Raw genomic sequence first — 25463 nt, forward strand, 5'->3', positions numbered from 1 at the left:
CGCCATGGCTATCAGCGTTTTCGACCTATTCAAAGTCGGTATCGGCCCTTCCAGCTCCCACACCGTCGGCCCGATGCGCGCGGCCGCGCTGTTCACCCACGCCCTGGAAAACCACGGCCACATGCCGCAGGTGACCCGTGTCGCCGCCGAGCTGTATGGCTCGCTGGGCGCCACTGGCAAGGGCCACGGCAGTGACAAGGCGGTGCTGCTCGGCCTCAGCGGCTACGAGCCGGACACCGTCGACGTGGATCAGGTGCCCGGCTACATCGAGGCCATCCGCCGCGACAAGCGCATCGTCCTGGCCGGCAAGCACGCCGTCGCATTCGACGAGAAGGCCGACCTGAAGATGTTCCGCAAGGCGCTGCCGCTGCACGCCAATGGCCTGCGCTTCGCCGCCTTCGACACCGCCGGCATTCAGGTGCACGAGGCCACCTACTACTCGGTGGGCGGCGGCTTCGTGGTCAGCGAGGCGATCCTCGCCGACGGTTCCAAGCACAAGGTCATCGCCCCGGACGCCACCAGTCTGCCGCTGCCGTTCAGCAGTGGCGCAGACCTGCTGCGCCTGGCGCGCGAGAACGGCATCGGCATTGCCGAGGTGATGCGCCGCAATGAACGTCACTGGCGCAGCGACGAAGAAACCGACGCCGGCCTGCTGGAAATCTGGAAGGTGATGCAGGCCTGCGTCGACCGTGGCTGCCGCACCGAGGGCATTCTGCCGGGCGGCTTCAAGGTACGTCGCCGCGCGGCGATCCTGGCGCGCAAGCTGGGCGGCTTCCAGCGCAGCTACCTGGAAGACCCGCTGCGCATGCTCGACTGGGTCAACCTCTGGGCCCTGGCGGTGAACGAGGAGAACGCCGCCGGTGGCCGCGTGGTCACCGCGCCGACCAACGGCGCCGCCGGCATCATCCCGGCGGTGCTGCACTACTACGCCAACGCCATTTCCGGCGCCAGCGAGCGCGGCATCATCGATTTTCTGCTGACTGCCGGCGCCATCGGCATCCTCTACAAGGAAAACGCCTCGATCAGCGGCGCCGAAGTCGGCTGCCAGGGTGAAGTCGGCGTGGCCTGCTCGATGGCCGCCGGCGCACTGTGCGCGGTGCTCGGCGGCACGCCCGAGCAGGTCGAGAACGCCGCCGAAATCGGCATGGAGCACCACCTGGGCCTGACCTGCGACCCGGTCGGCGGCCTGGTGCAGATCCCCTGCATCGAGCGCAACGCCATCGCTTCGGTCAAAGCCATCAACGCCGCACGCATGGCGCTGTACGGCGACGGCTCGCACTACGTCAGCCTGGACAAGGTGATCAAGACCATGCGCGAAACCGGCGCCGACATGCTGACCAAGTACAAGGAAACCGCCCGTGGCGGCCTGGCGGTGAACATCATCGAGTGCTGATGCACGACCGCCAGATACAAAAACGCCGCGAACCCTGACAGGTTCGCGGCGTTTTTGTGTGTGGCAGGGGGCGATGATCGGGCGTTGAAAGCCCCCTCTCACCCTGATGCCAGTCAGTTGAGCGTCGGCACTGCGAATGCGTAGGAGCGGCGCCCCGCCGCGAACCAGGGCGATGCGCAATTGAAAAGCTTCGCCCCGGGGCGGGGCTCCTACGAAAGGCCACTTTGGCGGCCTTATCTAATCGGCAACCCTGTCCCTCTCCCATAAATGGGAGAGGGACACAGCGACGCTCTCCTCGATGCCCTTCTCCCTTGGGAGAAGGTGGCGCCAAGCGCCGGATGCGGGGGTAGCCCGCCTAACGCGGCTCGCTCATCAGGCCTTTGACGATCGAGATACAACCCACCAGCAGCACGATGGTGAACGGCAGGCCCGTCGACACGGCCATGGCCTGCAGCGCCACCAGGCCGCCACCGAGCAGCAGGGCGATGGCGATCACGCCTTCGATGCTGGCCCAGAACACGCGCTGCGGTACCGGCGCGTTGACCTTGCCGCCAGCGGTGATGGTGTCGATCACCAGGGAGCCCGAGTCCGACGAGGTGATGAAGAACACCACCACCAGCACGATGCCGATGAACGAGGTGATACCGGTCAGCGGCATTTCACCGAGCATGCTGAACAGCTTCAGCTCCAGGCCGGCTTCCTGCGCACCGGTGAAACCATCGACCAGCAGCTGGTTGATAGCGGTGCCACCGAAGGCAGTCATCCACAGCACCGACACCAGCGACGGCACCAGCAGCACGGCGACGAGGAACTCACGCACACTGCGACCACGGCTGACCCGTGCGATGAACATGCCGACGAACGGCGACCAGCTGATCCACCAGGCCCAGTAGAAGGCGGTCCAGCCCTGGCTGAAGTTGGCATCTTCACGGCCGACTGGATTGGACAGCGCCGGCAGGTACTGCAGGTAAGCGCCGAGGTTCTTGAAGAAGTCGGTGAAGATCACCAGGGTCGGCCCGGCGATGATGGTGAACAGCAGCAGGGCCATGGCCAGGCCCATGTTGATCTCCGACAGGCGCTTGACGCCCTTGTCGAGGCCGGCGACCACCGAGGCCAGGGCAATCAGGGTGATGGCGATGATCAGCAGCACCTTGGTGGTGTCCGTGGCCGGGATGCCGAACAGGTATTCCACACCCGCCGCCGCCTGCTCCGCGCCCAACCCCAACGAAGTGACCAGACCGAACAGGGTGGCGAATACCGCGAGAATGTCGACGATATGCCCCGGCCAGCCCCAGACGCGCTCACCGAGGATCGGGTAGAAGATCGAGCGGATCGACAGTGGCAGGCCCTTGTTGAACGAGAACAGCGCCAGCGCCAGCGCCAGCGCGACGATGGCGTAGATCGCCCAGGGGTGCAGGCCCCAATGGAAGATGGTCGCGGCCATGCCCAGGCGCACGGCCTCCTCGGCATTACCGGCGGCGCCGCCAAGCGGAGCCCAGTCGGTGCGCACGCCATCTTCACCGACGGTGATCCCGCCCATCGCCGCGCTGTAGTGCGACATGGGTTCGGACACACCGTAGAACATCAGACCGATGCCCATACCGGCGGCGAACAGCATGGAGAACCAACCCATGTAGGTGTAGTCGGGGGTCGCGTCCTTGCCACCGAGGCGCACCTTGCCCAGTGGCGAGACGATCAGCCCCAGGCAGAGCAGGACGAAGATGTTGGCGGCGCCGATGAAGAACCAGGCCATATGGTGGGTGAGCCAGTCGCGCACACCACTGAACAGCGGTTCGATCTGATTCTGCAGGGCCAGGGCGAGGATCACGAAGATCACCGCGACCAGCGCGGAGATGGTGAAGACCTTGCCGTGAATGTCGAGGGCGAAGACGAACTGCCCTTTGATGTTGTCCTGACCGATGACGTAATCGGTGTCGATCAGGTTGGCTTCACCGGTCGGTGCCGGGATGCCTTCGTGGGTTTCCGCTGCGGATGGCGGGGACGTGTCATGCGAAGGGACGTTTCCCATACGTGGCGTGCTCCTTGATGCGTTTGACTCGCTAGACGAGCGTGAACAGGACGGATGCCCTCCTCCAATTAAAGACGACCTGCAAACGGGTCGAACCGGAAAGGGTAACACATGAATTCCGCTCACTCAGACTCACAGACACATGAGAGCCCTGAATAATTCCTCGAAAGGTGGCAATTTGCCCGACACTGCCATTTGCCAGATAGCCATGGCAGGATGCTCGCGAACGCTGCATAACCCCCATGGTCAGCTGCACACAGCCTGTGCAAAGGAAGACCCTGCATGCCTGCGGATTTCGGCATTCCCCACCTGTTCGCGTACCTGATCGCCACCATCCACGCCCTTGGCGTACTGGCCGCGATCCACGCCGTGCTGACCGTGCGCACCGCCCAGGGCGCGCTGGCCTGGGGCCTGTCGCTGTTCTTCATGCCCTACCTGACGCTGCTGCCGTACCTGGTGTTCGGCCGCAGCCGCTTCGATGCCTACGTCAAGGCGCGGCGCCAGGCCGACAAGGAAATGCACCACGCCATGGCCGAACAGGACTGGCGCCCCTGGGTCGAGGAAGCCAAGGCGGCGCACCTGTCGCCGGCCTACGACCGCCTGCGCGCGCTGCCACGCCTGTCCCATCTGCCCGGCCTGATCGGCAACCGCGTCGAACTGCTGATCGACGGCGAAGCCACCTTCGCCGCCATCTTCGCAGCCCTGGCCAGCGCCCAGCAGGTGATCCTGCTGCAGTTCTTCATCATCCGCGATGACCGCCTCGGCCGGCGCCTGCAAGACGTACTGCTGGAGCGCGCCGCCGCGGGCGTACAGGTGCATGTGCTGTATGACGGCGTCGGCAGCCATTCGTTGTCCGCCGCCTTCATCGATCGCCTGCGCCGCGGCGGCGTGCAGATACACGCCTTCCCCACACGCTCCGGGCTGTTCAATCGCTTTCAGCTGAATTTCCGCAACCACCGCAAGATCGTCGTGGTCGACGGCGAGATCGGCTTTCTCGGCGGGCTCAACGTCGGTATCGAATACCTCGGGCAGAAGCCGCCGCTGGCGCCCTGGCGCGACACCCACGTCGAAGTGCGCGGCCCCGTGGTGGCCAGCCTGCAGGAAGCCTTCGCCGAAGACTGGTACTGGGCCTGCCAGAAGCTGCCGCCGCTACTGATGCCGAGCAAGCAGGATGACCCCGGCCTGCTCTGCCAGGTGATCGCCAGCGGCCCGGCCGACCCGCAGGAAACCTGCTCGCTGCTGTTTGTCGAAGCGATTCACGCAGCGCGCGAGCGGGTGTGGCTGAGCAGCCCCTATTTCGTGCCCGACGAGGCGCTGTTCGCCGCGCTGCGTCTGGCGGTGATGCGCGGCGTGGACGTGCGCCTGCTGCTGCCGTCACGCCCCGATCACCGCATTGTCTATGCCGCCTCCAGCCTCTACGCCTTCGAGGCGCTACGCGCCGGCGTGCGCATCTTCCGTTACCAACCGGGGTTCCTGCACCAGAAGGCGCTGCTGATCGACCACGATGTCAGCATGCTGGGCAGCGCCAACCTGGACAACCGTTCCTTCCGCCTGAATTTCGAGGCCAGCCTGCTGACCTTCGACGAGGGCTTCAACGCTCAGGTGGCAAACATGCTGGAAGAGGATTTCAGCCGCTCACGCGAGCTGGTCAACGCCGACCGGCGCAACCTGCACCGCCTGCAGCAACTGGGCATGCGCGTAGCGCGGCTGATCTCGCCGATTCTCTGAGCCGCGGCTATGGTTAGGGTGCCAGCCGCTGTTAGCTGTCAGCGAGAACCCGCCTACCATGACCAAGTGCTTTGCCCTGCTGCTCTGCCTGTTCGTCCTGCCCGCTCTGGCACAGGAGGAGATTCACGTCGGTGTCGAACTGCAGCCCTATCAGCCTTACTCGGATGTGGAGAACGGCGAATACCGTGGCTATGCACGCGATCTGCTGGACGCCTTCGCCGCCGAGCATGGCTATCGCTTCGTCTACATGCCGCTGCCGGTCAGGCGCCTGCTCGGCGGTTTCCTGTCTGGCCGGGTCGACCTCAAGTTCCCCGATCACCCGCAATGGAACGCCGACCAGAAAGCCGGCCATGTCATCCACTACAGCGCCCCGGCAGCGCCTTATGTCGACGGCATGCTGGTCAAGCCGCGTTACCTCGGTCAGGGCCAGCAACGCATCGAATTGCTCGGCACACAGAATGGTTTTACGCCCTGGCCCTACCTGCCGGACATTCGCGCCGGAAAAATCCGCCTGATCCAGGCCAACCAGATCGACTCGTTGCTGCGCATGGCCGCCAGTGACCGCGTCGACGCGGTCTACCTCAACCCCAAGGTCGTGGCTCACCAACTCCGGCAGATGCGCATGGCGCCCGACAGCCTGGTGTTCGACCCGGAGCTGCCACATGTGGAGGATCACTACTACCTGTCGAGTATCAACCACCCCGAGCTGATCGAGACGTTCAACCGATTTCTCGAAGAACGGGCCGAGTTGGTGGGAGAAATCCGCCGGCGCCACGGGCTTTGAGCATCAGCGCTTCAGCGCCCCACAATCCGCCCCCATCCAGCGGGCTTGGCTCTCCATGCTGCTCGGCTGGCCCTTGTAGGTGCCTTTGACCTGGGTGGTGAACTCCTTGTCGCTGACGAAGCGGGTTTCCCCCTCGCCTTGCGCATCCGGGCAGGTGAAGCGGAATTTCCACAGGTTGCCGCTGCGTTCGGTGATCTGCTGGTTACAACCAGAGTTGGGATCCTGCAGGGGAATGTCCTGCGACTTGATCTGCTCTTCGGTCAGGCAGATTTGCACCCCACCGGCACCGAGTTTCACACCGCGCTCGGCCATCATGCCTTCCATCATCTGGCGCTGCGCCGGGGGCAGGTTCTGCAGCTGCGCGAGGATCTGATCCATGCCCGGCATGGCCTGACCGCCAACTTGCATGTTGTGCGCGCTGACCTCCCAGACACCGGGCTGCAGCTCTACGGCGCTAGCCAGTACTGGGGCCAGAGCAAAGGTGAGAAACAAGGCGCAACGAGTGTGACGACGCATGATGGTGCTCCAGTGCAATGGTCTGAAAAAGCTTAGACAGCATAAAGAACAAAACCCCCACAGGCTCACTCCATGTGGGGGTTCTCTTCCTTTTCAGCCAACGCTTATGGCATCGGGAGCATGGGTCGAATAATCGACCTAACCCGCGTCAGCCGCGGGGGAGCTCAGCTCGCAGCTCCAGAGTTCCAACGCCGGCTGGCTCGCTTGTGGCGGGCCGAGCCAGTCGCTCATCGGGCGACAACGCTGGTTGAAACACAGTTGGTAATCCCCGGCCTCAGGCGTACGCCCGACTCGCAGGGGTTGCAAAGGCGGTAGCTGACGCTGGTAGTGCCAGCTGCCATTGCGCAGTTCGGCGCCGTCGGGAATCTCCATGCCGGCACCGGAACCCTTGACCCGCGCCTCACCGAGCAGCAGCCCCTCGGTGGTGACGCGGTAATCCTCTTCCCAGCGAATCTTTTCGATGGTGTGCGTCCAGGCCAGGGTGAAGGCCGGCGTGGGCAGCTCTGCCCACACCGCACCGGCCAAGCCCAGACACAGGCCGATCACGCTGTCGCGACCTCGGCGCGGCGAGCGCGCCAGAAGTGCTGAGCGATGAAGATGGCGCTGAGGGCAAAGCCGATTTCGTCACTGATCGGCGTGGCCAGGATCAGGCTGGCGCCAGCAGCGAAACCGAGAATGCGTTCCCACCAGCTCAGTTTGGCCTGCAGGAAGCCGGTGAACACCGCACCCCAGATGCCGATGGCCAGCAACGCCTTGAGACCGACGTAGACGGTTGCCAGCAGACTGTCACCCTGCAGCATCAGCGCCGGCGAATACACCGCCATGTAGGGCACGACGAAACCGGCCACGGCGATACGCACGGCCCAGAAACTGATCTTCAGCCCGCGCTCCTTGGCAATCGGCGCGGCAGCGAAGCAGGCCAGCGCCACCGGTGGGGTGAGGTCGGCCATGATGCCAAAGTAGAAGACGAACATGTGCGAGACGATCAGCGGCACGCCCAGTTCCAGCAGGGCCGGGGCAGCGATCGAGCTGGTGATGATGTAGTTGGGGATGGTCGGAATACCCATGCCCAGCACCAGGCAGGTGAGCATGGTCAGCACCAGCGACAGGAACAGGTTGTCCTGGCCAATGGCGAGGATGTAGCCGGCGAAGGTGGAGGCCACCCCGGTCAGCGACACCACACCGATGATCACGCCGACCAGGGCGCAGGCGATACCCACCGGTACGGCATGACGCGCACCTTCGACCAGCGCGTGCAGGCACAGGGTCAGGGTTTCACGGCCGCCTTTGACGAACCAGCAGACTGCCACCAGCGCCGCGATGACGCCGAACACCACGCCAATACCCAGCTGGAAGAAGCCGGCGCAGAGCACGCCAAGTGCGATCCAGAAGGCGAAGCGCATGGCCTTCGACGAGACCCGCAGGATGATCGCCGAACCGAGGATGACCATGGCGGTCAGCGCCAGGCCGACGGTACCGGAGAACAGCGGAGTACGGCCGGAGAACAGCAGGTAGATGAGGATAAACAGCGGGATCAGCAGGAACCAGCGTTCACGTACGGCCTTCCACGGGTTCGGGCATTCGTCCTTGGGCAGACCGCGCAGGTTGGCGCGCTTGGCCTCCAGGTGAACCATCCAGAACACCGAACCGAAGTACAGCAGCGCCGGGATCAGCGCGGCTTTGGCCACTTCGAAGAAGGGTACGTTGATGGTCTCGGCCATGATGAAGGCCACGGCGCCCATGATCGGCGGCATGATCTGGCTACCCATCGACGAGGTCGCCTCGACGCCACCAGCGAAGGCCGGGCGGTAACCGAAGCGCTTCATCAGCGGGATGGTGAACTGGCCGGTGGTGACCACGTTGGCCACGCCGGAACCGGTGATGGTGCCCATCAGTGCCGAGGACACGACCGATACCTTGGCCGGGCCGCCGACCTTGTGGCCGAACAGGCCCATGGCGAAGTCGGTGAACAGCTTGATCATCCCGGCCTGCTCGAGGAAGGCGCCAAACAGAATGAACAGGAAGATGTAGGTGGCCGACACATAGGTCGGCGTGCCATACAGACCTTCGGTGCCGAACGACAGCTGGTTGACGATCTGGTCGAGCCCGTAGCCGCGGTGCATCAGGTCGCCCGGCAGGTACTGGCCGAGCATGCCGTAGGCAAGGAACAGCGCGCAGATGATCGGCAGGGCGATACCCATGACGCGGCGCGCAGCTTCGAACACCAGCACGATCAGGGTCAGGCCGACGATCATGTCGCTGGTGGTCAGGTCACCGGAACGCTGAATCAGGTCCGCTTCGAAGTACCACTGGTAGATGGCCGTGGCCATGCCAGCCAGGCCCAGCAGCCAGGCCAGCGGTTGCCACGGACGCCCCTTGCCGAGGGCCGGGAAGCTGATGAACACCAGCAACAGCAGAAAGCCGACGTGTACCGCACGCAACACCTGAGTGGATACCGGATGGAAAGCGGCAGTAACGATCTGGAAGATGGAGAACAGCAGCGCGACGGCAAAGAGTGCCTTCGGCCAGTCGGACGGGCTGGCGGCCAGGCCGTTGTTTTGTTCACTCATGGAGTGCAAACCTCATGACTACTTCGATTGCGGTGACAGAGTCGCCAACAAAATCTACCGCCCACGGGCGCCGGTTTTATTCGCGATTCTGTGAAGACCGGACCGCGGCGGGCTCGCCGCGGTCCGAGCCGTCATTACAGCGCGCCGGCTTCCTTGTAGAAGCGCTCAGCACCCGGGTGCAGCGGGATCGGCAGGTTCTTGGTAGCGCTTTCCAGCTTGATGTCCTTGGCCGCAGAGTGAGCGGTGCCCAGGCGGTCAAGGTTGTCGAACATCAGCTTGGTCATTTGGTAGGCCACTTCGTCGGAGACGCCCTCGTGGGTGACCAGAATGTTGTTGATCGCCACGGTGGGCACATCGGCGTCCTGACCGTCATAGGTACCGGCCGGGATGGTGGCAGCCTCGTAGGCAGCGTTGTCGATCTTCGCGGTCACTTCGGCCGGAATGGCGACGAAGCTGATCTTCATGGTCGAAGCCAGATCACGAATGGCCGCCATGCCCAGACCGGAGGACTGCAGGGTGGCGTCCAGCTGACGGTTCTTGATCAGCTCGACCGACTCGGCATAGGGCAGGAACTCGACCTTGCCCATGTCCTGGTAGCTCAGGCCAGCGGCTTCGAAGATGGCGCGGGCGTTCAGCTCGGTGCCGGATTTCGGCGCGCCGACGGAGATGCGCTTGCCCTTGAGGTCTTCCAGAGTCTTGATGCCGGATTCAGCGTTGGCAACGATCTGGATGTAGTTCGGGTAGGTACCGGCGATGGCACGGATCTTCTTCAGCGGCACTTTGAAGCCGGCGTCTTCGACGCCGTTCCAGGCATCGGCGACCGAGTCACCCAGAGCGAAGGCCAGCTCACCGCGACCGGCCTGCAGCAGGTTGAGGTTTTCCACCGACGCCTTGGTCGCCTGGACCGAGGTCTTGGAGCCTTCGATGCCATTGCTGTACAGCTGCGAAAGGGCCACGCCAATCGGGTAGTACACACCGCTGGTACCGCCGGTGAGCACGTTGATGAAAGTCGGGGCAGCGAGCACTGCGGTGCTGGCAGTGATGGCCGCGGCAGCGGCGAACAGGCTGATTTTCTTGGTCAGTCGCATGGAAGTATCTCCGTCGTTGTTATTGGCTATATGCAGAGTTTCACTCTAGACGACGCCGCACAGGCGACGTCGACGTTGCGCGATCAGCAGCGCAGGGCACAGCGTCGGACAAGAGCCGCAGCGGGCGCGGTAGGAAGGCGGCCCATGCACGGCAGCGAATGCGGCATGGCGCGAGGGGCATGGCAGTTCATGGGCTGACCTCTTGTCGTTTTTATGGTCGCCGCGTCAGCAAGATGCTGCACGGCTGTGACTGTCATAGCAGATGCCGTGCCAGGGCCTAAAACGCCCGAGATAGAGGGGTTTTATATAGAGACCGATGGGTCATTGAGCGGGAAATCGCCTACATCCGTGACAGGGTCGGCAAAATTCCGCTTATCACGTCACGCGCCCTGTAGGAGCCGCGCCTCGCGGCGAATTGCAGCCATCCCGAAATAAAAGCTTCGCCCCGGGGCGGGGCTCCCACAGCTCAAGGGAAACCGTCATGCCCGCGCAGGCGGGCACCCAGAATCTACAAATCACCAGGGTTCCCGACTTCGCAGGAGTGACGATAGGTGGTCTTTTCAGAACATCCCAAGGTGAGCAGCCCGCCCAAGATCGCCGGCAAGCCGGCTCCTACAGCGCGTGCTCATTCTTCGCCGCCAGGCAGGTATTCACCACGCGCCAGGCCATGGCGCTGCATCTTCTCGTTGAGGGTGCGGCGCGGCAGCTGCAGCATTTCCATCACCGCGGCGATGTTGCCCTGGCACTGCAGCAAGGCGTTGTGCAGGCACTGCGCCTCGAAGGCTTCCATCTGCTGCGCCAGCGCCTGGCCGGCAAAGCGCTCGGCCGGCGGCGGGCTGGACAGGCCGAGAGCATGGCGCTCGGCGGCGTTGATCAGCTCACGGACGTTGCCCGGCCAGTCATGGCCGAGCAACCGAGCAAGTTCGCTCGGCGCCAGTGGCGGCGCTTCGCGCCCATGACGCAGCGCCGCCTCATAGGCGAAATGTTCGAACAGCAGCGGAATGTCCTCGCGGCGCTCGCGCAGCGGCGGAATATGCAGGGTGGCGACGTTCAGGCGGTACACCAGGTCCTCGCGGAAACGCCCGGCCTTGACCTCGTCGAGCAGATCCGGCTTGGCCGCACTGATCACTCGCAGATCGACCTGGATGCTCTTGTTCGAGCCGAGGCGTTCCAGGGTCTTTTCCTGCAGCACGCGCAGCAGTTTGACCTGTTGCGCCAGCGGCAGACTCTCCACCTCGTCGAGAAACAGGGTACCGCCATCGGCATGCTCGATACGGCCGATGCGCCGCGCCTGGGCGCCGGTGAAGGCGCCGCTCTCGTGACCGAACAGCTCGCTTTCGAAGATGGTCTCGGGAATCGCCGCGCAGTTGAGCGCGGCAAAGGCCTTGCGCGCGCGCGCGCTGAAGTCGTGCAGGCAGCGCGCGACGCGCTCCTTGCCGCTGCCGGTCTCCCCCCGGATCAGGACGTTGACCGAAGTACCGGCCAATTCGAGGATCTGCCGGCGCAGGTTTTCCATGGGCCGCGAAATGCCGATCAACTGACTTTCGATGCGGCCCTTGTCGGCCACCTGCTGGCGTAGCTGGCGGTTCTCGCAGACCAGGCGGCGCTTGTCCAAGGCACGCCGTACGCTGTCGAGCAGGCGCTCGGGGGTGAAGGGTTTTTCGATGAAGTCATAGGCGCCCTGGCGCAGTGCCTGCACCGCCATGGGCACGTCGCCATGGCCAGTAACGAGGATCACCGGCAGGTCGCTGTCGATCTGCAGCAGCTTGTCGAGCAGTTGCAGGCCATCAGTGCCGGGCATGCGCACATCGCTGACGACGATGCCGGGGAAGTCGCGGTCGACCAAAGCCAAGGCTTCGGCCGCACTGGCGCAGGTACGTACGTCGCAACCGGACAGCTCCAGCCACTGCTGTACCGCCTCGCGAATCGCCGCTTCGTCGTCGACCACTATGACCTGAGCGCTCATGGCACCTCCTCTTGAGAACGGCGGGCAGTGTAGCCCGACGAATACGATCCGGGGGAGCGACCGGTGCGCACCGCGCACACTACGATCAGGCAGCGCCGCGCAGCGAGCACCAACCCACCCCAGGCCCACCGATATGCCCCGTGTAGGAGCCGGCTTGCCGGCGATAGGCCTTTGTGGCGCGGAGCATCGCCCGCAAGCGGGCTCCTACAAGGCCTACGCGCAGCAATCCGGGTTACGGCGCAGCGGGCAAACGCAAGGTAAACACTGCACCCAGCTCGCCGTTGTGCGCCTCCAGCGTGCCGCCGAGATCGCGCACGATACCGTAGGACACCGCCAGCCCGAGCCCCAGCCCCTGCCCCACCGGCTTGGTGGTGAAGAAGGGTTCGAACACGCGACCGAGGGTTTCCTCGGCAATGCCGCCGCCACTGTCCTCGACGCTGAGCAGGCAGCCATCGTCTTCGCGGGCGATGCGCACCAGGAGGATGCGCGTCTCGCTCTCGGCCATGGCATCGAGGGCGTTGTGCAGCAGGTTGAGAATCACCTGTTCGATACGGATGGCATCGCCAAGCACTTCGGCCTCGTCGTCGATCTGCGTACGCAGCTCCACCTGCTCGCTGCGCATGCGCGGCGCCAACAGCTGCAGGGCCTGCTCCAGCACATCACCGAGGCACAGGCGCTCGCTGAGGCCGGCCGGGGTCTTGCGGGCAAAGGTCTTGAGGTGGCCGGTCAGCGCCGCCATGCGCTGCAGCAGGCCATCGATACGCTGCAGACCATCGCGCACCGCTTCCGGCCGACCACTGTCGAGCAGCAGGCGCAGGCTGCCGAGCTGCATCTGCAGGGCGGTCAGCGGCTGGTTGATCTCGTGCGCCAGCGCCGCCGACATCTGCCCCAGCGCGGCCATCTTGGCGGCATGCACCAGGCCTTCCTGGGCCTGGCGCAGCTCGGCGGTGCGCAGGGCCACCTCGCGCTCCAGGCGCTCGCGGATGCCGGCCTGCAAACGCTGGTTCTTGCGCCGCTGGAAGAGGAACAACAGCAGGAAGGCGAAGGTCATCCATACCCCGGCAGCAGCCAGGCGATAGCTGAGGCGAGCATCGGCCAGGTTTCCGGGATCGCTGAGCAGATGCAGCGTCCAGCCTTCATCGGGCAACGTCATCCGCTGCCAGAGGTAATCGCGCGCCCCATCGGGGCCGTCCATACGCGTCCAGGCCGTCTCGTCGTCGATGTAGCGATGAACCCGGCTGGGTAAGGGCTTGAGCGCCTGCTCGGCGTATTTGCGCACGTCGATCAGCTCGGCGCGCGCCTGGTCGTCCAGGGCCTGCAAGGTACGGAAACGCCAGGCCGGACGATTGCTGAGGATCGCCACCTGGTGACTGTCGGCCACCAGCAGCACGCCGGGCTGGTCAACCCATTCGCGCTGCAATTCCTCCAGCTCCAGCTTGACCACCAACACACCGATCAAGCTGCCATCCTCGTCGCGTACGACATGGGACAGGAAGTAACCGGGTATGCCGGTGGTCACACCGACAGCGAAGTAACGGGCACCACCTTCGCGCAGCGCATTCTGGAAATAGGGACGGAAGGCGTAGTTATTGCCGACGAAGCTGCTCCAGTCGCGCCAGTTGCTGGCCACTAGGGTTTCGCCCTGGGCATCTAGCAAGTACAGGACCGTGGAGCCAGCGGCGGCGTTGAGGCGCTCCAGGCGCTGGTTCAGGGCCAGCCGTAACTGGCGATCATGTGGCGCGCGCAGCAGGCTGCGGATGTCGCTGTCCAGCGCCAGCACCTCGGGCACCGAGCTGAAGCGTTCGACCAGGGTGCGAATGGATTGGGCATAAAGCTGCAACTGCCCGCGCGCCTCGACGCTGCGCTCGTCCCAGGCGCGCTGCTCGGCATAACGCCCGCCCAGCCACAGGCTCACCAGCAAGCCGGCGGCAATCACCAGAACGGTGAGCAGTACGCGGTAACGATGCTGTTGCGGCAAGGGCATAGGCGGCTCGCGGGATCAATACGAGCCGCATGTTACTCCATCACGAATACAGGTCAGCACGGGTCCACGGCAGATCATGACCGCCGTCATCGCGCGGCTTCACCGCCAGGATCTGATGCAGGTTCATCCAGCCATGCTGGAAGCCATAGGCGCAGCCAGCCAGGTACAAACGCCAGATGCGCAGCGACTTTTCCGGCACCCACTGCGCGGCGGCTTGCAACTGTCGCTCCAGACCCTGGCTCCACAACTGCAGGGTGCGCGCGTAGTGCAGACGCAGGCTCTCGACATCGACGATCTCCAGCCCGGCCTCGCTAATCGCCTTGCTGATGGTCACCAAGTGCGGCAGCTCACCTTGCGGGAACACGTAGCGGTCGATGAACTCACCGGCGCCACGACCGACCGGACGGCCGTCGGTGAAGCGCGAGGTGATGCCATGGTTCATCACCAGACCGCCGGCCTTGACCGCGCCGAACAGACGCTGGCAGTACAGCGGTAGATTGGCGTGGCCGACGTGCTCGAACATGCCGACGCTGACCACCTTGTCGAAGCGGCCGTCCTGCGGCAGGTCACGGTAATCCAGCAGCTCCAGGGTCACGCGCCCTTCCAGGCCTTCCTCGGCCACGCGCTGCAGGCCCAGCTCCAGCTGCGCCTGGCTGAGGGTGATGCCGTAGACCTCGACGTCGAACTCGCGCGCGGCAAAACGCGCCAGGCCGCCCCAGCCGCAACCGACGTCGAGCAGCCTGTCACCCGGCTGCAGGCGCAGCTTGCGACACAGGTGGCGCAGCTTGGCCTGCTGGGCCTGGTTCAGGTCTTCCTGGCCGGTTTCGAAGTAGGCGCAGGAGTAGACCATGTCGCGGTCCAGCCACAGGCGGTAGAACTCGTTGGACAGGTCGTAGTGGTAGCTGATGGCCTCGGCGTCGCTGCGTTTGTCGTGGGCGGCGTATGGCTCAGCTGGTGTGGATTCATCCCCGAGCAGCGCCGTGCTCAGCGCATCGCCAACCTCGATGGCCTCCTCGATGGGGCCTTCCAGATCCACCCGTCCCTCGACATAGGCAGCGCCCAATGCATCCAGGCTGGGATGGGCCAATTGCGTGACCAGCGAGGGATCCTTCACCACCAGCGTCACCCTGGGTTTGGGCCCAAGGTCGATCTGCTTGCCGTCCCATAACTTCAGGCGCAGCGGTAGTCGTAGATCACGAAGTGCGGTGGGCAGTTGCGCGAGCATGGGCATCCCTCCTGGCCAGGAGTCTGTGTTATGGAGACTAGCTTAGATGACCTTTGCGCCCTTGCAGCAGTTCGATCCTGGCGACTAGCGGCGCCTGAGCAGGGCTACGAAGAACGCTCCGCCAATGGCGGCGGTGACGATGCCGATGGGCAGATCCTGCGGCGCCAGCCAGGTGCGCGCGGCGACATCGACCCAGACCAGGAACAGCGCCCCCAGCAGCGCCGCCACCGGCAGCACGCGACGGTGCTCGGCGCCGACCAGAAAGCGCGCCACGTGCGGCAGCATCAGCCCGACGAAACCGATGGCGCCGGACAGCGATACCAGCACGCCGGTGAGCAGCGAGGCCACCACGAATACCAGCAGGCGCACCCGCCGTGGCTCCAGGCCCAGGCTCACCGCGCTCTGCTCGCCGGCCATCAGCGCGTTCAACGCGCGGCCCAGGCCGAGCAGCACGACCAGCGCCAACAACAGGCACAGCGCCGGCAGCCAGAGCAGCTCCCAGCGCGCCAGACCGAGGCCGCCGAGCATCCAGAACAGCACCGAGCTGGCCGCATGCGGGTTGCCCAGGTACAGCAACAGGTTGCTCGCCGCCATCATCACGAACGACACCGCCACTCCGGCCAGCAGCAGGCGCTCGCTGTGCAGCCGACCACCGCGACTGGCAATCGCCAGCACCAGCAGCATGCTCGCCATGGCGCCGACGAAGGCCGCCAGCGGCAGGCTGAGCATCCCGGCAAACTCGCCCAGGTAAAGCACCACGAGCACCGCACCGAAGGCTGCGCCAGAGCTGACGCCAAGCAGGTGCGGGTCGGCCAGCGGGTTGCGCGTTACCGCCTGCAGCGCCGTACCCACCAGCGCCAACCCGGCGCCCACCAGCGCGCCGAGCAGCACCCGTGGCGCGCGCAGTTGCCAGACGATACTGTCCTGGCCGACGCTCACCGCCACTGCGGGCTCGATGCCGAACAGCTGCCGAGCGAGTATTGCCAGCACGCGCTCCAGCGGCACCTGAGCCGCGCCGAAGACCAGCGACAGCGCACAGGACAGCGCCAGCAATACCGCCAGGCCGAGCAGCAGCAAGCGAAAACGCGTCACTGCGCGAAGGCCTCGGGATGCAGCGCGGCAGCCAGGGTTTCGATGGCGGCGACGTTGTCCAGGCTCGGTGTGACGGCGAGATAGGAGAGCACCACGAAGCGCTGCTGGCGAATCGCCGTGACGCCCTGCAGCGCCGGGTGCTGCAGGAGAAAATCGCGCTTCTGCGCCGCCGTGCGTTCGCCATAATCGACGATCAGAATCAGCTCCGGGTCCTGCTCGACCACGGCCTCCCAGCCCACCTGCATCCAGTTGGCCGCTACGCCGTCCATCACGTTGCGCCCACCAGCCGCGGCGATCAGCGACTGCGGCATACCCAAACGGCCGGCACTGAAGGGCAGGTCCTCGCCGCTGTCGTAGACGAACACCCGCGGTCGCGTCGGTTGCTCACCGAGCTGCGCACTTACCGCCGCTACCCGCGCCTGCATGCCCTGTACCAGGGTCTCGGCACGATCCTCGACGGCGAAGATGCGGCCGAGGTTGCGCAGGTCGTTGTAAACATCGTCCAGGCTGGCGACGCGGCCAGGCGTGACGTGCGCGCAGGACTCGCTCAGCTCGTACACCGGAATGCCGAAGCGCGCCAGGCTGGCCGGGGTGACCTCGCCGCCGATGCGCATCCCGTAGTTCCAGCCGGCGAAGAAGAAGTCGGCGTCGGCATCGAGCAGATTCTCCAGCGACGGATAGCGTGCGGCCAGTTCGGGCAGCCCATCGAGCTGCGCCTGCATGGCCGGCTCGACGGTCTTCCAGCCGCTGATGCCGCTGTAGCCGACCATGCGCTGCCTGAGGCCAAGATCCAGGAGCATGGCGGTCAGGGTGATGTCGTGGCTGACCGCCCGCTGCGGCGGCTGCTCGATGGTCACCTGACGGTCGCAACTGGTGACGGTGACGGCCCAGGCGGGGCTGGCCAACGCCAGCAGGATCGCGCCAATGAGAGTAGGAGCGAGCTTTGCTCGCGAAGCTTCTGTCGTTCCCCAAGGTTCGCGAGCAGAGCTCGCTCCTACAGATGCAACCGTGCGTAAACGCTTCATCAAACGATCCAGGTAATACGCGGATGACCCGCCAGTGGATGGGTATCGACCAGCGCCTGCAGGCCGAACACCTGCTGCAGCAACTCGGCAGTGAGCACCTCAGCGGGTGTACCGACGGCCACCAGGCGTCCCTTATCCAGCACGCAGAGGCGGTCGCAGAAGGCCGCCGCCAGGTTGAGGTCGTGGAAGCTGGCCAGGGTCGCCAGGCCCAGCGCCTTGATCTGCCGCAGCAGTTCCAGCTGGTAACGCGGGTCAAGGTGGTTGGTCGGCTCGTCGAGGATCAACAACTGCGGCTGCTGTACCAAGGCGCGGGCCAACAGCGCGCGTTGTTTCTCGCCACCGGACAGTCGCGCGAACGGCTGTTGCGCCAGGCCGCCGAGGCCAACGCGTGCCAGCGCCTCGTCGATCAGACGGCGATCCTCGGCATCGTCGCCATCGAACAAGCCCTTGTGCGGCGTGCGCCCCATGGCCGCCACCTCCTCCACACGCAGGCCGAAGTCCTGCGGAAATTCCTGCAGCACCACGGCCACGCGCTGCGCACTCCAGCGCGGCGGGCGTTGCCACAGCGCCTCGCCGCCCAGCTCGACGCTGCCGCTGCACGGCCGCTGGAAGCGATAGGCGCAGCGCAGCAGGCTGGTCTTGCCGCTGCCGTTGGGGCCGATCAGCCCCAGCAGCTCGCCGTCACCAACGTCCAGGTCGATGCCGTCGAGCAGCGGACGCTGGCCATCGGGCGACCAGGCCAGCGCCTGAATACGCAAACGCGGAGTCATCAGAAGCTGTAATCCGCGGTGACGAAGAACGAACGCGGCGCCCCCAGATACCACTGCTCGCCGTCGCTGCTGGCGCTGGTGGCGTACTGGCGGTCGAACAGGTTGTTCAGTTCCAGGCCCAGGCGCACGTCCGGCAATGCCTGCCAGGCGACGTTGGCGTCGACCAGCTGGAAGGTCATGGTGCCGGCGCCGACGTACTGACGGGTGCCATCGTACAGCTGCATGGTCGCCGCATGGCCAGTGAAACCGCGCGCCGACAGCGCGGTGCCGCCATTGCCGGGCGAGCCGATGCTGCTGATACCCGGCGTGCGCGTCACAGCATCCTGCACGCTGCGGTTGTTGCGTTCGCGCACCTCCGCGCCGCTGAGGCTGGTGGTGCTGGCCGGTGTTTGCAGCGCCGACAGCTCCAGGCGCGAGCCGGACGTAGTATGCGTATGCAGATCGCTCTCGCCTTCCTCGACAACGTGCGCCTGGACGGTGACGTCAGGCAGATCGACTGGTGAGGCGCTGGCCATGGCTGAAGCAGCCAATAGCAACGCGAACGATGCACAGGTTTGGAACAGGGGATAGCGCGCCATATTGCTTCCATCGCAAAGAGAAAAGGCACGGCAATCCGATGGAAATGCGCAACAGCAGACAGGGGCACGGGGCGCCCTACTGGAGTCAACGCCCGCCCACCGCGGGTTGCCAGACACAAACGACTCCAGGCCGGTCTCCGGGCTTGCGAGGGTCATGAACGCATCGCCTTCCCATGCGCGGGGCGCACAGTGGCGTATCGATGCGGTCGCTCGCTTACCGTTGCGGGGGCAGCGTCGGACTTCAACCGACTTCCCGTTTCACCTCACGCGCGGCGGCGTGAGACACCTGAAGCGGGGCGGATATGACCACCCACACCCGCTCAAGTCAAGGCGCGGGGGCAATTGCGGGAGGCGCTTTAGCGGCGACTGCTCGTAGCCTGGATTGGCCGCAGGCGTAATCCGAGTTGCTAATTGTTGCCCTGCTCATCGATGCGCAACTCCGGCAACGCCCTACCCGCCACCAGGCGCTCATCGACTAGACGGATCACCGCCGCCTCGTCCTTGATGCCGTACCACTCGCCCTGTGGATAAAGGCTCGCGGTCGGGCCCAGGTCACAGGGAAACTGGCACTGGCTGCGGGTGATATGCACACCGCCCTCGCACTCCAGCTTGCCAGCGCTCTTGAGCCGCTGGCGCAGGGTTTTCCACAGGCCCAGCGCGCCCTTGCGCGTGCAGCGCGGGCCATTGCACAGCAGCAGGCGTTGGGCGTGTGGCGGGATCTGCGACCAGGCGTGGTGCGCAGGCACGGGCGGCACGTCACTGCAGGGCAGATGCGCCTGACGATGCGCCAGCAGTGCGCCCAGGCCATCGAGCCAGGCATCTTCCATGGCGCTGCAAACCACGAATACCTCGCTCCCGTTACCGCGTTCGGCGATGCACTCGCGCAGCCAGTCGCGGTGCGCGGCATCGGCGCGTGGCTCCAGATCGACCACCAGCAACGGGCGTGGCGCCTCGATGATGGCCTGCCAGAAGCCGTCCTGTTCCGTGTCATGCAGATGCGCCTCACCCAGCAGCGTTTCGGTACGCTGTTGCAGACGCTCGGACGATGCACCGCGCCCCAGGCCGGGGCCGATGAACAGGATGCGCGCGTAAGGGGCTTGGCTCATGACAGTCTCCAAAAGAGCCGGCAGTCTAGCAGCGCAACGGCAAGCGTAGGGCGGGTGTAACCCGCTAGACCGACATTGGCGGGTTTCACCCGCCCTACAGAAGCAGCGCCTCGCCCCAGGCATCCAACTCAGTGAACTCGCGCCTCACCACTGGCAATGGCATGCGGCGTGGCGACAAGTGTAGGGCGGGTGCAACCCGCCAGACCGGCGGTGGCGGGTTTCACCCGCCCTACAGAAGCAGCGCTTCGCCCCAGCCATCCAACTCAGTGAACTCGCGCCTCACCACTGGCAATGGCATGCGGCGTGGCGACAAGTGTAGGGCGGGTGCAACCCGCCAGACCGGCGGTGGCGGGTTTCACCCGCCCTACAGGGACAGCGCCTCGTACAGAGCGTCCAACTCCGCAAACTCACGCGTCACCAATGGCAATTCGGGGCGACGCAACAGCAGCACTGGCAGACCCAACTCTCGCGCCACCTGCAGCTTCGGCTCGGTGGACGCGCTGCCGCTGTTCTTGCTTATCAGCACGTCGCAACGCAGGCGGGCGAACAGGGCGCGCTCCTCGTCCAGCGAGAACGGCCCACGTGCGCCAATGATCTCGGCGCGCGGCGACGCCGGCTCGGCCTGCAGGCAGCGCACCGTCCAGCGCTGGTGTTCGGGTATCTCCTGCAAGTGCGCCAGCGGCTCGCGGCCGGAGGTAAAAAATGGCCGTTCGAACGGCGCCAGCGCGCGGGTCAGCTCATCCCAACCGTCCACTTCGCGCCAGTCGTCATCCGCGCCGGGCTGCCAGCCAGGGCGACGCAATGCCCAGCACGGCACGTCTGCGATTTCTGCGGCGCGGGCCGCGTTGTGGCTGATCTGCGCAGCGTACGGATGGGTCAAATCCAGCAGCAGCTCGATGCCTTCACTGGCGATAAAGGCAGCCAAACCCTCGGCGCCACCGAAGCCGCCGACGCGCACGCGGCAGGCCAGGTCGTCCGGCACCCGGCCCAGACCTGCCAGGCTGTACACCGTCTCCGGGCCCAGCCGACGCGCCAGACGCAGCGCTTCGGTAGTGCCACCGAGCAGCAGGAGTCGCGCGCTCACGGCTTGCGCACCATCAGCAGGGTAATCGGCAACGCCGCGCGCCAGGTGTCGAAGCCGCCCAGCGGCTGTGCCTGGGCCACGGTCAGACGCAGCAGTTCACCGCCATGCTGTTCACGGAAGGCGACCAGGGCCGCCTCACTCTGGATAGTCACGGCATTGGCCAGCAGACGCCCGCCCGGCTTTAGCGCGGCCCAGCAATCATCGAGGACGCCAGGCACGGTAACGCCACCGCCGATAAAGATCGCATCCGGCGCCGGCAGTCCATCCAGTGCTTCGGGCGCATGTCCAGCGACCAGTTGCAGGCCGGGCACGCCGAGAGCATCGCGGTTGTGGCGGATATGCGCCTGGCGCCCTTCGTTGGCCTCGATGGCGATGGCCCGGCAGGCCGGATGCGCGCGCATCCATTCGATGCCGATGGAGCCGCAACCGGCGCCGACATCCCACAGCAACTCGCCAGGCAGCGGCGCCAGGCGCGCCAGGGTGACCGCGCGCACGTCGCGCTTGGTCAGTTGCCCGTCGTGGCGGTAGGCCTCGTCCGGCAGGCCGCAGGTCGGTGGCAGCAGTTGCGCGCCGGTGTCGACCAGGCACTCCACGGCCAGCAGATTGAGATCGGCACCGCGTGGCAGGTTCCAGCTCGCGGCCAGGCCCTCGATGCGGCACTCGTCAGGCCCGCCAAGGTGCTCCAGCAGAGTCAGGCGGCTGGCGCCGAAACCACGTGCGCACAAGGCTTCGGCGACCTGCGCAGGGGTGTCACCATCGGCGCTCAATACCAGCAGGCGCGTACCGGGATAGAGACGGGCATTGAGCGTGGCGAGCGGCCGGCCGACCAAGGAGACCACCTCAGCCTCCTGCAACGGCCAGCCCAGGCGCGCCGCCGCCAGCGACACCGAAGACGGCGCAGGCAACACCTGCAACTCGTCGACCGGCACCTGGCGCGCCAGGCTGGCACCGACGCCATAGAACATCGGATCACCGCTGGCCAGCACGCACACCGCCTCGCCGCGTCGGGCCAGCAACGGCTGCAGATCGAAGGGGCTGGGCCAGGTTTCCCGCTCGCCCGTGATGCACGGCGGCAACAGCGCCAGCTGGCGCGGCGCACCGACGATGCGCGTGGCCGCCAGCAAGGCGCGACGCGCGGCCTTGCCCAGGCCGGGGTAGCCGTCTTCGCCGATGCCGACCAGGGTCAACCAGGGTTTCATCCAATGTCCTCGCACAGGCCCGACGGAGCGCCTGTCCGCGCTCGGGGCAAAGCGGGCATAATAGCGCCTTCGTCGGTGCCCTTGAGTCGATACGACTCAGTAAAGGGCCTAAGGAAACTCTGAAATAGTCGTTATTCCCGCGCAGGCGGGAATCCAGAATCTCAGTACTACCTGGGCTCCCGCCTTCGCGGGAGTGACGGTAAATGGCCATTTCAGAGTTTCCCCAAGAGGGAACACGGTAAAACCGTGGCTGCCCCCGCAACTGTAAACAGCGAGTCCAACGCAATCGGCCACTGGAAACAGGCCGCTGAAAAACGTAAGCGAGGCAGGCAAGACAAGGCAAAAACGACCGAAAAAACGCAGTTTACGTGTTGTAAATGAGCATTTTGAGGCCGTTTTTAACGCCGTATTGCCAACGCAGATAGTTTTTCAACGGCCTGTACCGGGAAGGCGCAGCGGATCAAGACCTGTCAGCCAGGAGACCTGCCGACGAACGCTGGTCGCGAGTGCCAACATCGGGCGGGGTGTACCGATGCCATGGAGTCCCCTATGGGATTTCGCTGGTTCGGTCGCCGCGTCGTTATCCACAGGTGACCGCTTGCCCACATCCGTCCGCCCTTCCGCCTGCCCCGGCCTGCTGCGCATCGTGCCTGCGCTGGACGGTGGCATCTGCCGCATCAAGCTGCCTGGCGGCGTGCTGCGCAGCACCCAGGCGCGGGCGATTGCCGAGGCAGCGCGGCAGCATGCCAGTGGCGTGCTGGAGCTTACCAACCGCAGCAACCTGCAAATTCGTGGCGTGCTCCCCGGCCAGGAAGCGCCGCTGATCGATGCCCTCCTCGGTGCCGGCCTCGGCCCGCGAGTGGCCGCCGCCGACGACGTGCGCAACCTGATGCTCAGCCCTGCCGCCGGCCTCGACCCGCAAGCGAGGCTGGACGTACGCCCGCTGGCTGGCCAGTTGCTCGACCTGTTGCAGGACACCCCGGCACTACATGCCCTTTCACCCAAGTTCGCCCTGCAACTGGACGGCGGCGAAGCCCTGGCCATGCGCGAACACCCACACGATCTATGGCTGGTCGCCGAGAACGAGCAGCACCTGCTGCTGGGCCTGGCCGGCTGCCCTGTCGAGACGCCGCTGGCGCGCATCGAAGCGACACACGGCGTAGAGCTGGTGCGCCAACTCCTGCAGCTGTTCCTCGAACTGGCGACACCCGAGCAATCGCGCATGCGCCAGTTGCTGCAACAGATCCCAGCCGACGAACTGCTGCAACGTCTGCAAGCACGTCTGGATTTTCCCTTGCAACCGGTGCCGGTCAATTGGCAGCAGAGCGCTCCGCTCGACCACGTCCCGGCTGGTATTTATCCACAGGCGCAGAGCGGCCTGTGTATGGTCGCTGCTGGCGCCCAACTAGGCCGGCTGCACGCCGAGCAACTGTTGACGCTGGCCCAACTGAGCGAGCACCACGGCGATGGAAATTTACGCCTGACGCCCTGGCAGGGCGTGCTGCTGGGCAATGTGCCGGAAGCCGCCAGCGGTGAGCTGCTGGCGGCGCTAGGCGAGCTCGGCCTGCTGACGCATATCGACGAACCGCTGCTCGGCCTGGTCGCCTGCACCGGCGCGGCGGCCTGCGAGCGCGGCCTGGCCGATAGCAAACACCACGCCCTGCACCTGGCGGAGCTGCTGCGCGAAAGCGGCGCCCGCCCGCAGGTGCATCTCAGCGCCTGCCCGCGCAGTTGCGCCAGCGCCCGCGTGCTGCCCTATACCCTGCTGGCCAGCACGCCCGACCACTACCAGCTCTATCAACGCACACCCGAGGCGCCCGGTTTCGGCCGTCTGCTGGCGCCAGCCATGACCATCGACGAAGCCGGCGCCTGGTTCGCCCGCCAACACCCCGCAGGAACCCCCGATGCTTGATTACATCCGCGACGGCCAGGAAATCTACCGCCGCTCCTTCGCCACCATCCGCGCCGAGGCCAACCTCAACGGCATTCCCGCCGACCTGGAAAAACTCGCCGTGCGGGTGATCCATGCCTGCGGCATGGTCGATGTGGTGGAGGACCTGCGCTTCTCCCCCGGTGCTGGCGCCGCTGGCCGCGCCGCCCTGCTAGCCGGCGCGCCGATCCTCTGCGATGCGCGCATGGTCGCCGAGGGCATCACCCGCCCGCGCCTGCCGGCGAACAACCAGGTGATCTGCACCCTGCACGACGCCGGCGTGCCGGAACTGGCCCGCGAGTTGGGCAACACCCGCTCGGCGGTGGCTCTGGAACACTGGCGTGAACATCTGGAAGGCAGCGTGGTGGTGATCGGCAACGCGCCCACGGCGCTGTTCTACCTGCTGGAAATGCTCGACGCCGGCGCGCCGAAGCCGGCACTGATCATCGGCATGCCGGTGGGCTTTATCGGCGCGGCGGAATCCAAGGACGCCCTGGCCGCAGACAGCCGTGGCGTGCCCTACGTGATCGTCCGTGGTCGCCGTGGCGGCAGCGCCATGGCGGTGGCGGCGGTCAACGCCCTCGCCTCGGAGGTGGAATGATGGCCGGTCGTCTGCTCGGTCTCGGCGTCGGCCCTGGCGACCCCGAGCTGCTTACCCTCAAGGCGCTGCGCCTGCTCAAAAGCGCGCCGGTGGTGGCCTATTTCGTGGCCAAGGCCAAGCACAATGCCGGCCATGGCGGTAATGCCTTCAGCATCATTGAGGAACACCTGGACGCCGCCCAACAGCGCCTACCGCTGGTCTACCCGGTGACCACCGAGAAGCTCGCCCCGCCGCTGAGCTACGAGGATGTGATCGCCGACTTCTACGACACCTGCGCGCAGCAGATCGCCCAATTACTGGACGCCGGCCAGGACGTGGCGGTGATCTGCGAAGGCGACCCGTTCTTCTACGGCTCCTACATGTACCTGCACGACCGCCTGGCCGACCGCTACAAGGTGGAGGTGGTGCCCGGCGTCTGCTCCATGCTCGGCTGCGCCTCGGTGCTGGGCACGCCGCTGGTCTACCGCAACCAGAGCTTGAGCGTGCTCTCTGGCGTGCTGCCGGAAGACGAGCTGGAACAGCGCCTGCGCGACGCCGAAGCGGCGGTTGTGATGAAGCTCGGGCGCAACTTCGACAAGGTGCGCCGCGTGCTGCGCAAGCTCGGCCTGGACGACCGCGCCCATTACGTCGAGCGCGCGACCATGGCCAGCCAGAAGATCGTGCCGCTGGACGAGGTGGAGCCGATGGATTCGCCGTACTTTTCCATGATTCTGCTGCCTGGGCAGAAATGGCGGGGGTAATCCCGTAGGGCGGGTGCAACCCGCCTGCAGCGAGCTGGCGGGTTGCACCCGCCCT

General features: G+C 65.6%; 21 protein-coding genes and 2 riboswitches. Of the genes, 6 read left to right on the forward strand and 15 right to left on the reverse strand.

Annotation, left to right across the window (positions count from 1 at the left end; all coding sequences use genetic code 11):
* The first annotated feature begins 4 nt into the window (after positions 1 to 4).
* Entirely contained in the window at positions 5 to 1393 is a 1389-nt protein-coding gene (locus N5J71_RS13515; protein ID WP_279917020.1) for an L-serine ammonia-lyase, read from the forward strand.
* A gap of 355 nt (positions 1394 to 1748) precedes the next feature.
* Here the strand turns inward: N5J71_RS13515 and N5J71_RS13520 are convergent, their stop codons facing one another.
* The gene (locus tag N5J71_RS13520; RefSeq protein WP_279917021.1) at positions 1749 to 3422 is read right to left on the reverse strand and encodes a BCCT family transporter; all 1674 of its coding nucleotides are present in this window, start codon (positions 3420 to 3422) and stop codon (positions 1749 to 1751) included.
* A gap of 282 nt (positions 3423 to 3704) precedes the next feature.
* Here N5J71_RS13520 and cls point away from each other — a divergent pair, with 282 nt between their 5' ends.
* Positions 3705 to 5150, forward strand: a complete 1446-nt coding sequence (cls, locus tag N5J71_RS13525; RefSeq protein ID WP_074855736.1) for a cardiolipin synthase — start codon at positions 3705 to 3707, stop codon at positions 5148 to 5150.
* A 58-nt stretch (positions 5151 to 5208) separates the two neighbouring features.
* Positions 5209 to 5934 carry a substrate-binding periplasmic protein gene (locus tag N5J71_RS13530; RefSeq protein ID WP_279917022.1) on the forward strand — a complete coding sequence of 242 codons (726 nt, stop codon included), beginning with the start codon at positions 5209 to 5211 and terminating at the stop codon, positions 5932 to 5934.
* A gap of 3 nt (positions 5935 to 5937) precedes the next feature.
* Here the strand turns inward: N5J71_RS13530 and N5J71_RS13535 are convergent, their stop codons facing one another.
* From N5J71_RS13535 to cbiE, 14 genes are all read right to left on the reverse strand, one after another.
* Complete coding sequence (locus N5J71_RS13535) at positions 5938 to 6450, reverse strand: DUF3617 domain-containing protein (RefSeq protein ID WP_116620444.1); 513 nt, start codon at positions 6448 to 6450, stop codon at positions 5938 to 5940.
* 138 nt (positions 6451 to 6588) lie between these two features.
* Positions 6589 to 6996, reverse strand: coding sequence for a DUF1850 domain-containing protein (locus tag N5J71_RS13540; RefSeq protein WP_125874624.1), 408 nt, complete (start codon positions 6994 to 6996; stop codon positions 6589 to 6591).
* Entirely contained in the window at positions 6993 to 9020 is a 2028-nt protein-coding gene (locus tag N5J71_RS13545) for a TRAP transporter permease (protein WP_279917023.1), read from the reverse strand. The genes N5J71_RS13540 and N5J71_RS13545 overlap by 4 nt, the downstream gene beginning before the upstream one ends.
* Before the next feature lie 134 nt (positions 9021 to 9154).
* The gene (locus tag N5J71_RS13550; protein WP_206408884.1) at positions 9155 to 10108 is read right to left on the reverse strand and encodes a TAXI family TRAP transporter solute-binding subunit; all 954 of its coding nucleotides are present in this window, start codon (positions 10106 to 10108) and stop codon (positions 9155 to 9157) included.
* Between the two features lie 625 nt (positions 10109 to 10733).
* Positions 10734 to 12074 (reverse strand): sigma-54-dependent transcriptional regulator, encoded by a 1341-nt coding sequence (locus tag N5J71_RS13555; RefSeq protein WP_279917024.1) that lies wholly within the window; start codon positions 12072 to 12074, stop codon positions 10734 to 10736.
* Between the two features lie 232 nt (positions 12075 to 12306).
* Entirely contained in the window at positions 12307 to 14058 is a 1752-nt protein-coding gene (locus N5J71_RS13560; RefSeq protein ID WP_279917025.1) for a sensor histidine kinase, read from the reverse strand.
* A 40-nt stretch (positions 14059 to 14098) separates the two neighbouring features.
* Positions 14099 to 15283, reverse strand: coding sequence for a C17 cyclopropane fatty acid synthase CfaB (gene cfaB / locus N5J71_RS13565; RefSeq protein WP_125874629.1), 1185 nt, complete (start codon positions 15281 to 15283; stop codon positions 14099 to 14101).
* Positions 15284 to 15367: 84 nt separating this feature from the next.
* Positions 15368 to 16375 carry a FecCD family ABC transporter permease gene (locus N5J71_RS13570; protein ID WP_003464835.1) on the reverse strand — a complete coding sequence of 336 codons (1008 nt, stop codon included), beginning with the start codon at positions 16373 to 16375 and terminating at the stop codon, positions 15368 to 15370.
* Complete coding sequence (locus N5J71_RS13575) at positions 16372 to 17400, reverse strand: ABC transporter substrate-binding protein (protein ID WP_206419344.1); 1029 nt, start codon at positions 17398 to 17400, stop codon at positions 16372 to 16374. The genes N5J71_RS13570 and N5J71_RS13575 overlap by 4 nt, the downstream gene beginning before the upstream one ends.
* Positions 17400 to 18170: an ABC transporter ATP-binding protein gene (locus N5J71_RS13580; RefSeq protein ID WP_104729413.1), complete on the reverse strand. Its 771-nt coding sequence runs from the start codon at positions 18168 to 18170 to the stop codon at positions 17400 to 17402. The genes N5J71_RS13575 and N5J71_RS13580 overlap by 1 nt, the downstream gene beginning before the upstream one ends.
* Complete coding sequence (locus N5J71_RS13585) at positions 18170 to 18748, reverse strand: TonB-dependent receptor plug domain-containing protein (RefSeq protein ID WP_279917026.1); 579 nt, start codon at positions 18746 to 18748, stop codon at positions 18170 to 18172. The genes N5J71_RS13580 and N5J71_RS13585 overlap by 1 nt, the downstream gene beginning before the upstream one ends.
* Before the next feature lie 111 nt (positions 18749 to 18859).
* A riboswitch (cobalamin riboswitch) is annotated at positions 18860 to 19053 on the reverse strand.
* A gap of 102 nt (positions 19054 to 19155) precedes the next feature.
* Complete coding sequence (locus tag N5J71_RS13590; protein ID WP_279917027.1) at positions 19156 to 19854, reverse strand: (2Fe-2S) ferredoxin domain-containing protein; 699 nt, start codon at positions 19852 to 19854, stop codon at positions 19156 to 19158.
* A 364-nt stretch (positions 19855 to 20218) separates the two neighbouring features.
* A complete protein-coding gene (locus N5J71_RS13595; protein WP_084341254.1) occupies positions 20219 to 20938 on the reverse strand; it encodes a cobalt-precorrin-6A reductase in 720 nt (239 codons plus the stop codon).
* Positions 20935 to 22137 carry a precorrin-6y C5,15-methyltransferase (decarboxylating) subunit CbiE gene (gene cbiE / locus N5J71_RS13600; protein WP_084341255.1) on the reverse strand — a complete coding sequence of 401 codons (1203 nt, stop codon included), beginning with the start codon at positions 22135 to 22137 and terminating at the stop codon, positions 20935 to 20937. The genes N5J71_RS13595 and cbiE overlap by 4 nt, the downstream gene beginning before the upstream one ends.
* A 180-nt stretch (positions 22138 to 22317) precedes the next feature.
* Positions 22318 to 22642, forward strand: a riboswitch (cobalamin riboswitch).
* 93 nt (positions 22643 to 22735) lie between these two features.
* Between cbiE and cobG the strand changes: the two genes are divergently transcribed.
* The 3 genes from cobG to N5J71_RS13615 are packed head-to-tail and all read left to right on the forward strand — an operon-like array spanning position 22736 to position 25408.
* Positions 22736 to 24049, forward strand: a complete 1314-nt coding sequence (gene cobG, locus N5J71_RS13605) for a precorrin-3B synthase (RefSeq protein ID WP_279870967.1) — start codon at positions 22736 to 22738, stop codon at positions 24047 to 24049.
* The gene (locus tag N5J71_RS13610) at positions 24042 to 24668 is read left to right on the forward strand and encodes a precorrin-8X methylmutase (RefSeq protein ID WP_104729416.1); all 627 of its coding nucleotides are present in this window, start codon (positions 24042 to 24044) and stop codon (positions 24666 to 24668) included. The genes cobG and N5J71_RS13610 overlap by 8 nt, the downstream gene beginning before the upstream one ends.
* A complete protein-coding gene (locus N5J71_RS13615) occupies positions 24668 to 25408 on the forward strand; it encodes a precorrin-2 C(20)-methyltransferase (protein ID WP_279534074.1) in 741 nt (246 codons plus the stop codon). The genes N5J71_RS13610 and N5J71_RS13615 overlap by 1 nt, the downstream gene beginning before the upstream one ends.
* The last annotated feature ends 55 nt before the right edge of the window (positions 25409 to 25463 follow it).

Source organism: Ectopseudomonas oleovorans (assembly GCF_029845265.1).
Lineage (GTDB): Bacteria > Pseudomonadota > Gammaproteobacteria > Pseudomonadales > Pseudomonadaceae > Aquipseudomonas > Aquipseudomonas oleovorans.

What these genes read in the sequence shown, in the direction of transcription:
- N5J71_RS13590 (WP_279917027.1), bottom strand. Translation starts at nt 19,854, where the DNA reads ATGAGCCAAGCCCCTTACGCGCGCATCCTGTTCATCGGCCCCGGCCTG.
- N5J71_RS13575 (WP_206419344.1), bottom strand. Translation starts at nt 17,400, where the DNA reads ATGAAGCGTTTACGCACGGTTGCATCTGTAGGAGCGAGCTCTGCTCGC.
- N5J71_RS13515 (WP_279917020.1), top strand. Translation starts at nt 5, where the DNA reads ATGGCTATCAGCGTTTTCGACCTATTCAAAGTCGGTATCGGCCCTTCC.
- N5J71_RS13555 (WP_279917024.1), bottom strand. Translation starts at nt 12,074, where the DNA reads ATGAGCGCTCAGGTCATAGTGGTCGACGACGAAGCGGCGATTCGCGAG.
- N5J71_RS13560 (WP_279917025.1), bottom strand. Translation starts at nt 14,058, where the DNA reads ATGCCCTTGCCGCAACAGCATCGTTACCGCGTACTGCTCACCGTTCTG.
- N5J71_RS13615 (WP_279534074.1), top strand. Translation starts at nt 24,668, where the DNA reads ATGGCCGGTCGTCTGCTCGGTCTCGGCGTCGGCCCTGGCGACCCCGAG.
- N5J71_RS13550 (WP_206408884.1), bottom strand. Translation starts at nt 10,108, where the DNA reads ATGCGACTGACCAAGAAAATCAGCCTGTTCGCCGCTGCCGCGGCCATC.
- N5J71_RS13580 (WP_104729413.1), bottom strand. Translation starts at nt 18,170, where the DNA reads ATGACTCCGCGTTTGCGTATTCAGGCGCTGGCCTGGTCGCCCGATGGC.
- cls (WP_074855736.1), top strand. Translation starts at nt 3,705, where the DNA reads ATGCCTGCGGATTTCGGCATTCCCCACCTGTTCGCGTACCTGATCGCC.
- N5J71_RS13585 (WP_279917026.1), bottom strand. Translation starts at nt 18,748, where the DNA reads ATGGCGCGCTATCCCCTGTTCCAAACCTGTGCATCGTTCGCGTTGCTA.
- N5J71_RS13530 (WP_279917022.1), top strand. Translation starts at nt 5,209, where the DNA reads ATGACCAAGTGCTTTGCCCTGCTGCTCTGCCTGTTCGTCCTGCCCGCT.
- N5J71_RS13545 (WP_279917023.1), bottom strand. Translation starts at nt 9,020, where the DNA reads ATGAGTGAACAAAACAACGGCCTGGCCGCCAGCCCGTCCGACTGGCCG.
- cbiE (WP_084341255.1), bottom strand. Translation starts at nt 22,137, where the DNA reads ATGAAACCCTGGTTGACCCTGGTCGGCATCGGCGAAGACGGCTACCCC.
- cfaB (WP_125874629.1), bottom strand. Translation starts at nt 15,283, where the DNA reads ATGCTCGCGCAACTGCCCACCGCACTTCGTGATCTACGACTACCGCTG.
- N5J71_RS13535 (WP_116620444.1), bottom strand. Translation starts at nt 6,450, where the DNA reads ATGCGTCGTCACACTCGTTGCGCCTTGTTTCTCACCTTTGCTCTGGCC.
- N5J71_RS13610 (WP_104729416.1), top strand. Translation starts at nt 24,042, where the DNA reads ATGCTTGATTACATCCGCGACGGCCAGGAAATCTACCGCCGCTCCTTC.
- N5J71_RS13520 (WP_279917021.1), bottom strand. Translation starts at nt 3,422, where the DNA reads ATGGGAAACGTCCCTTCGCATGACACGTCCCCGCCATCCGCAGCGGAA.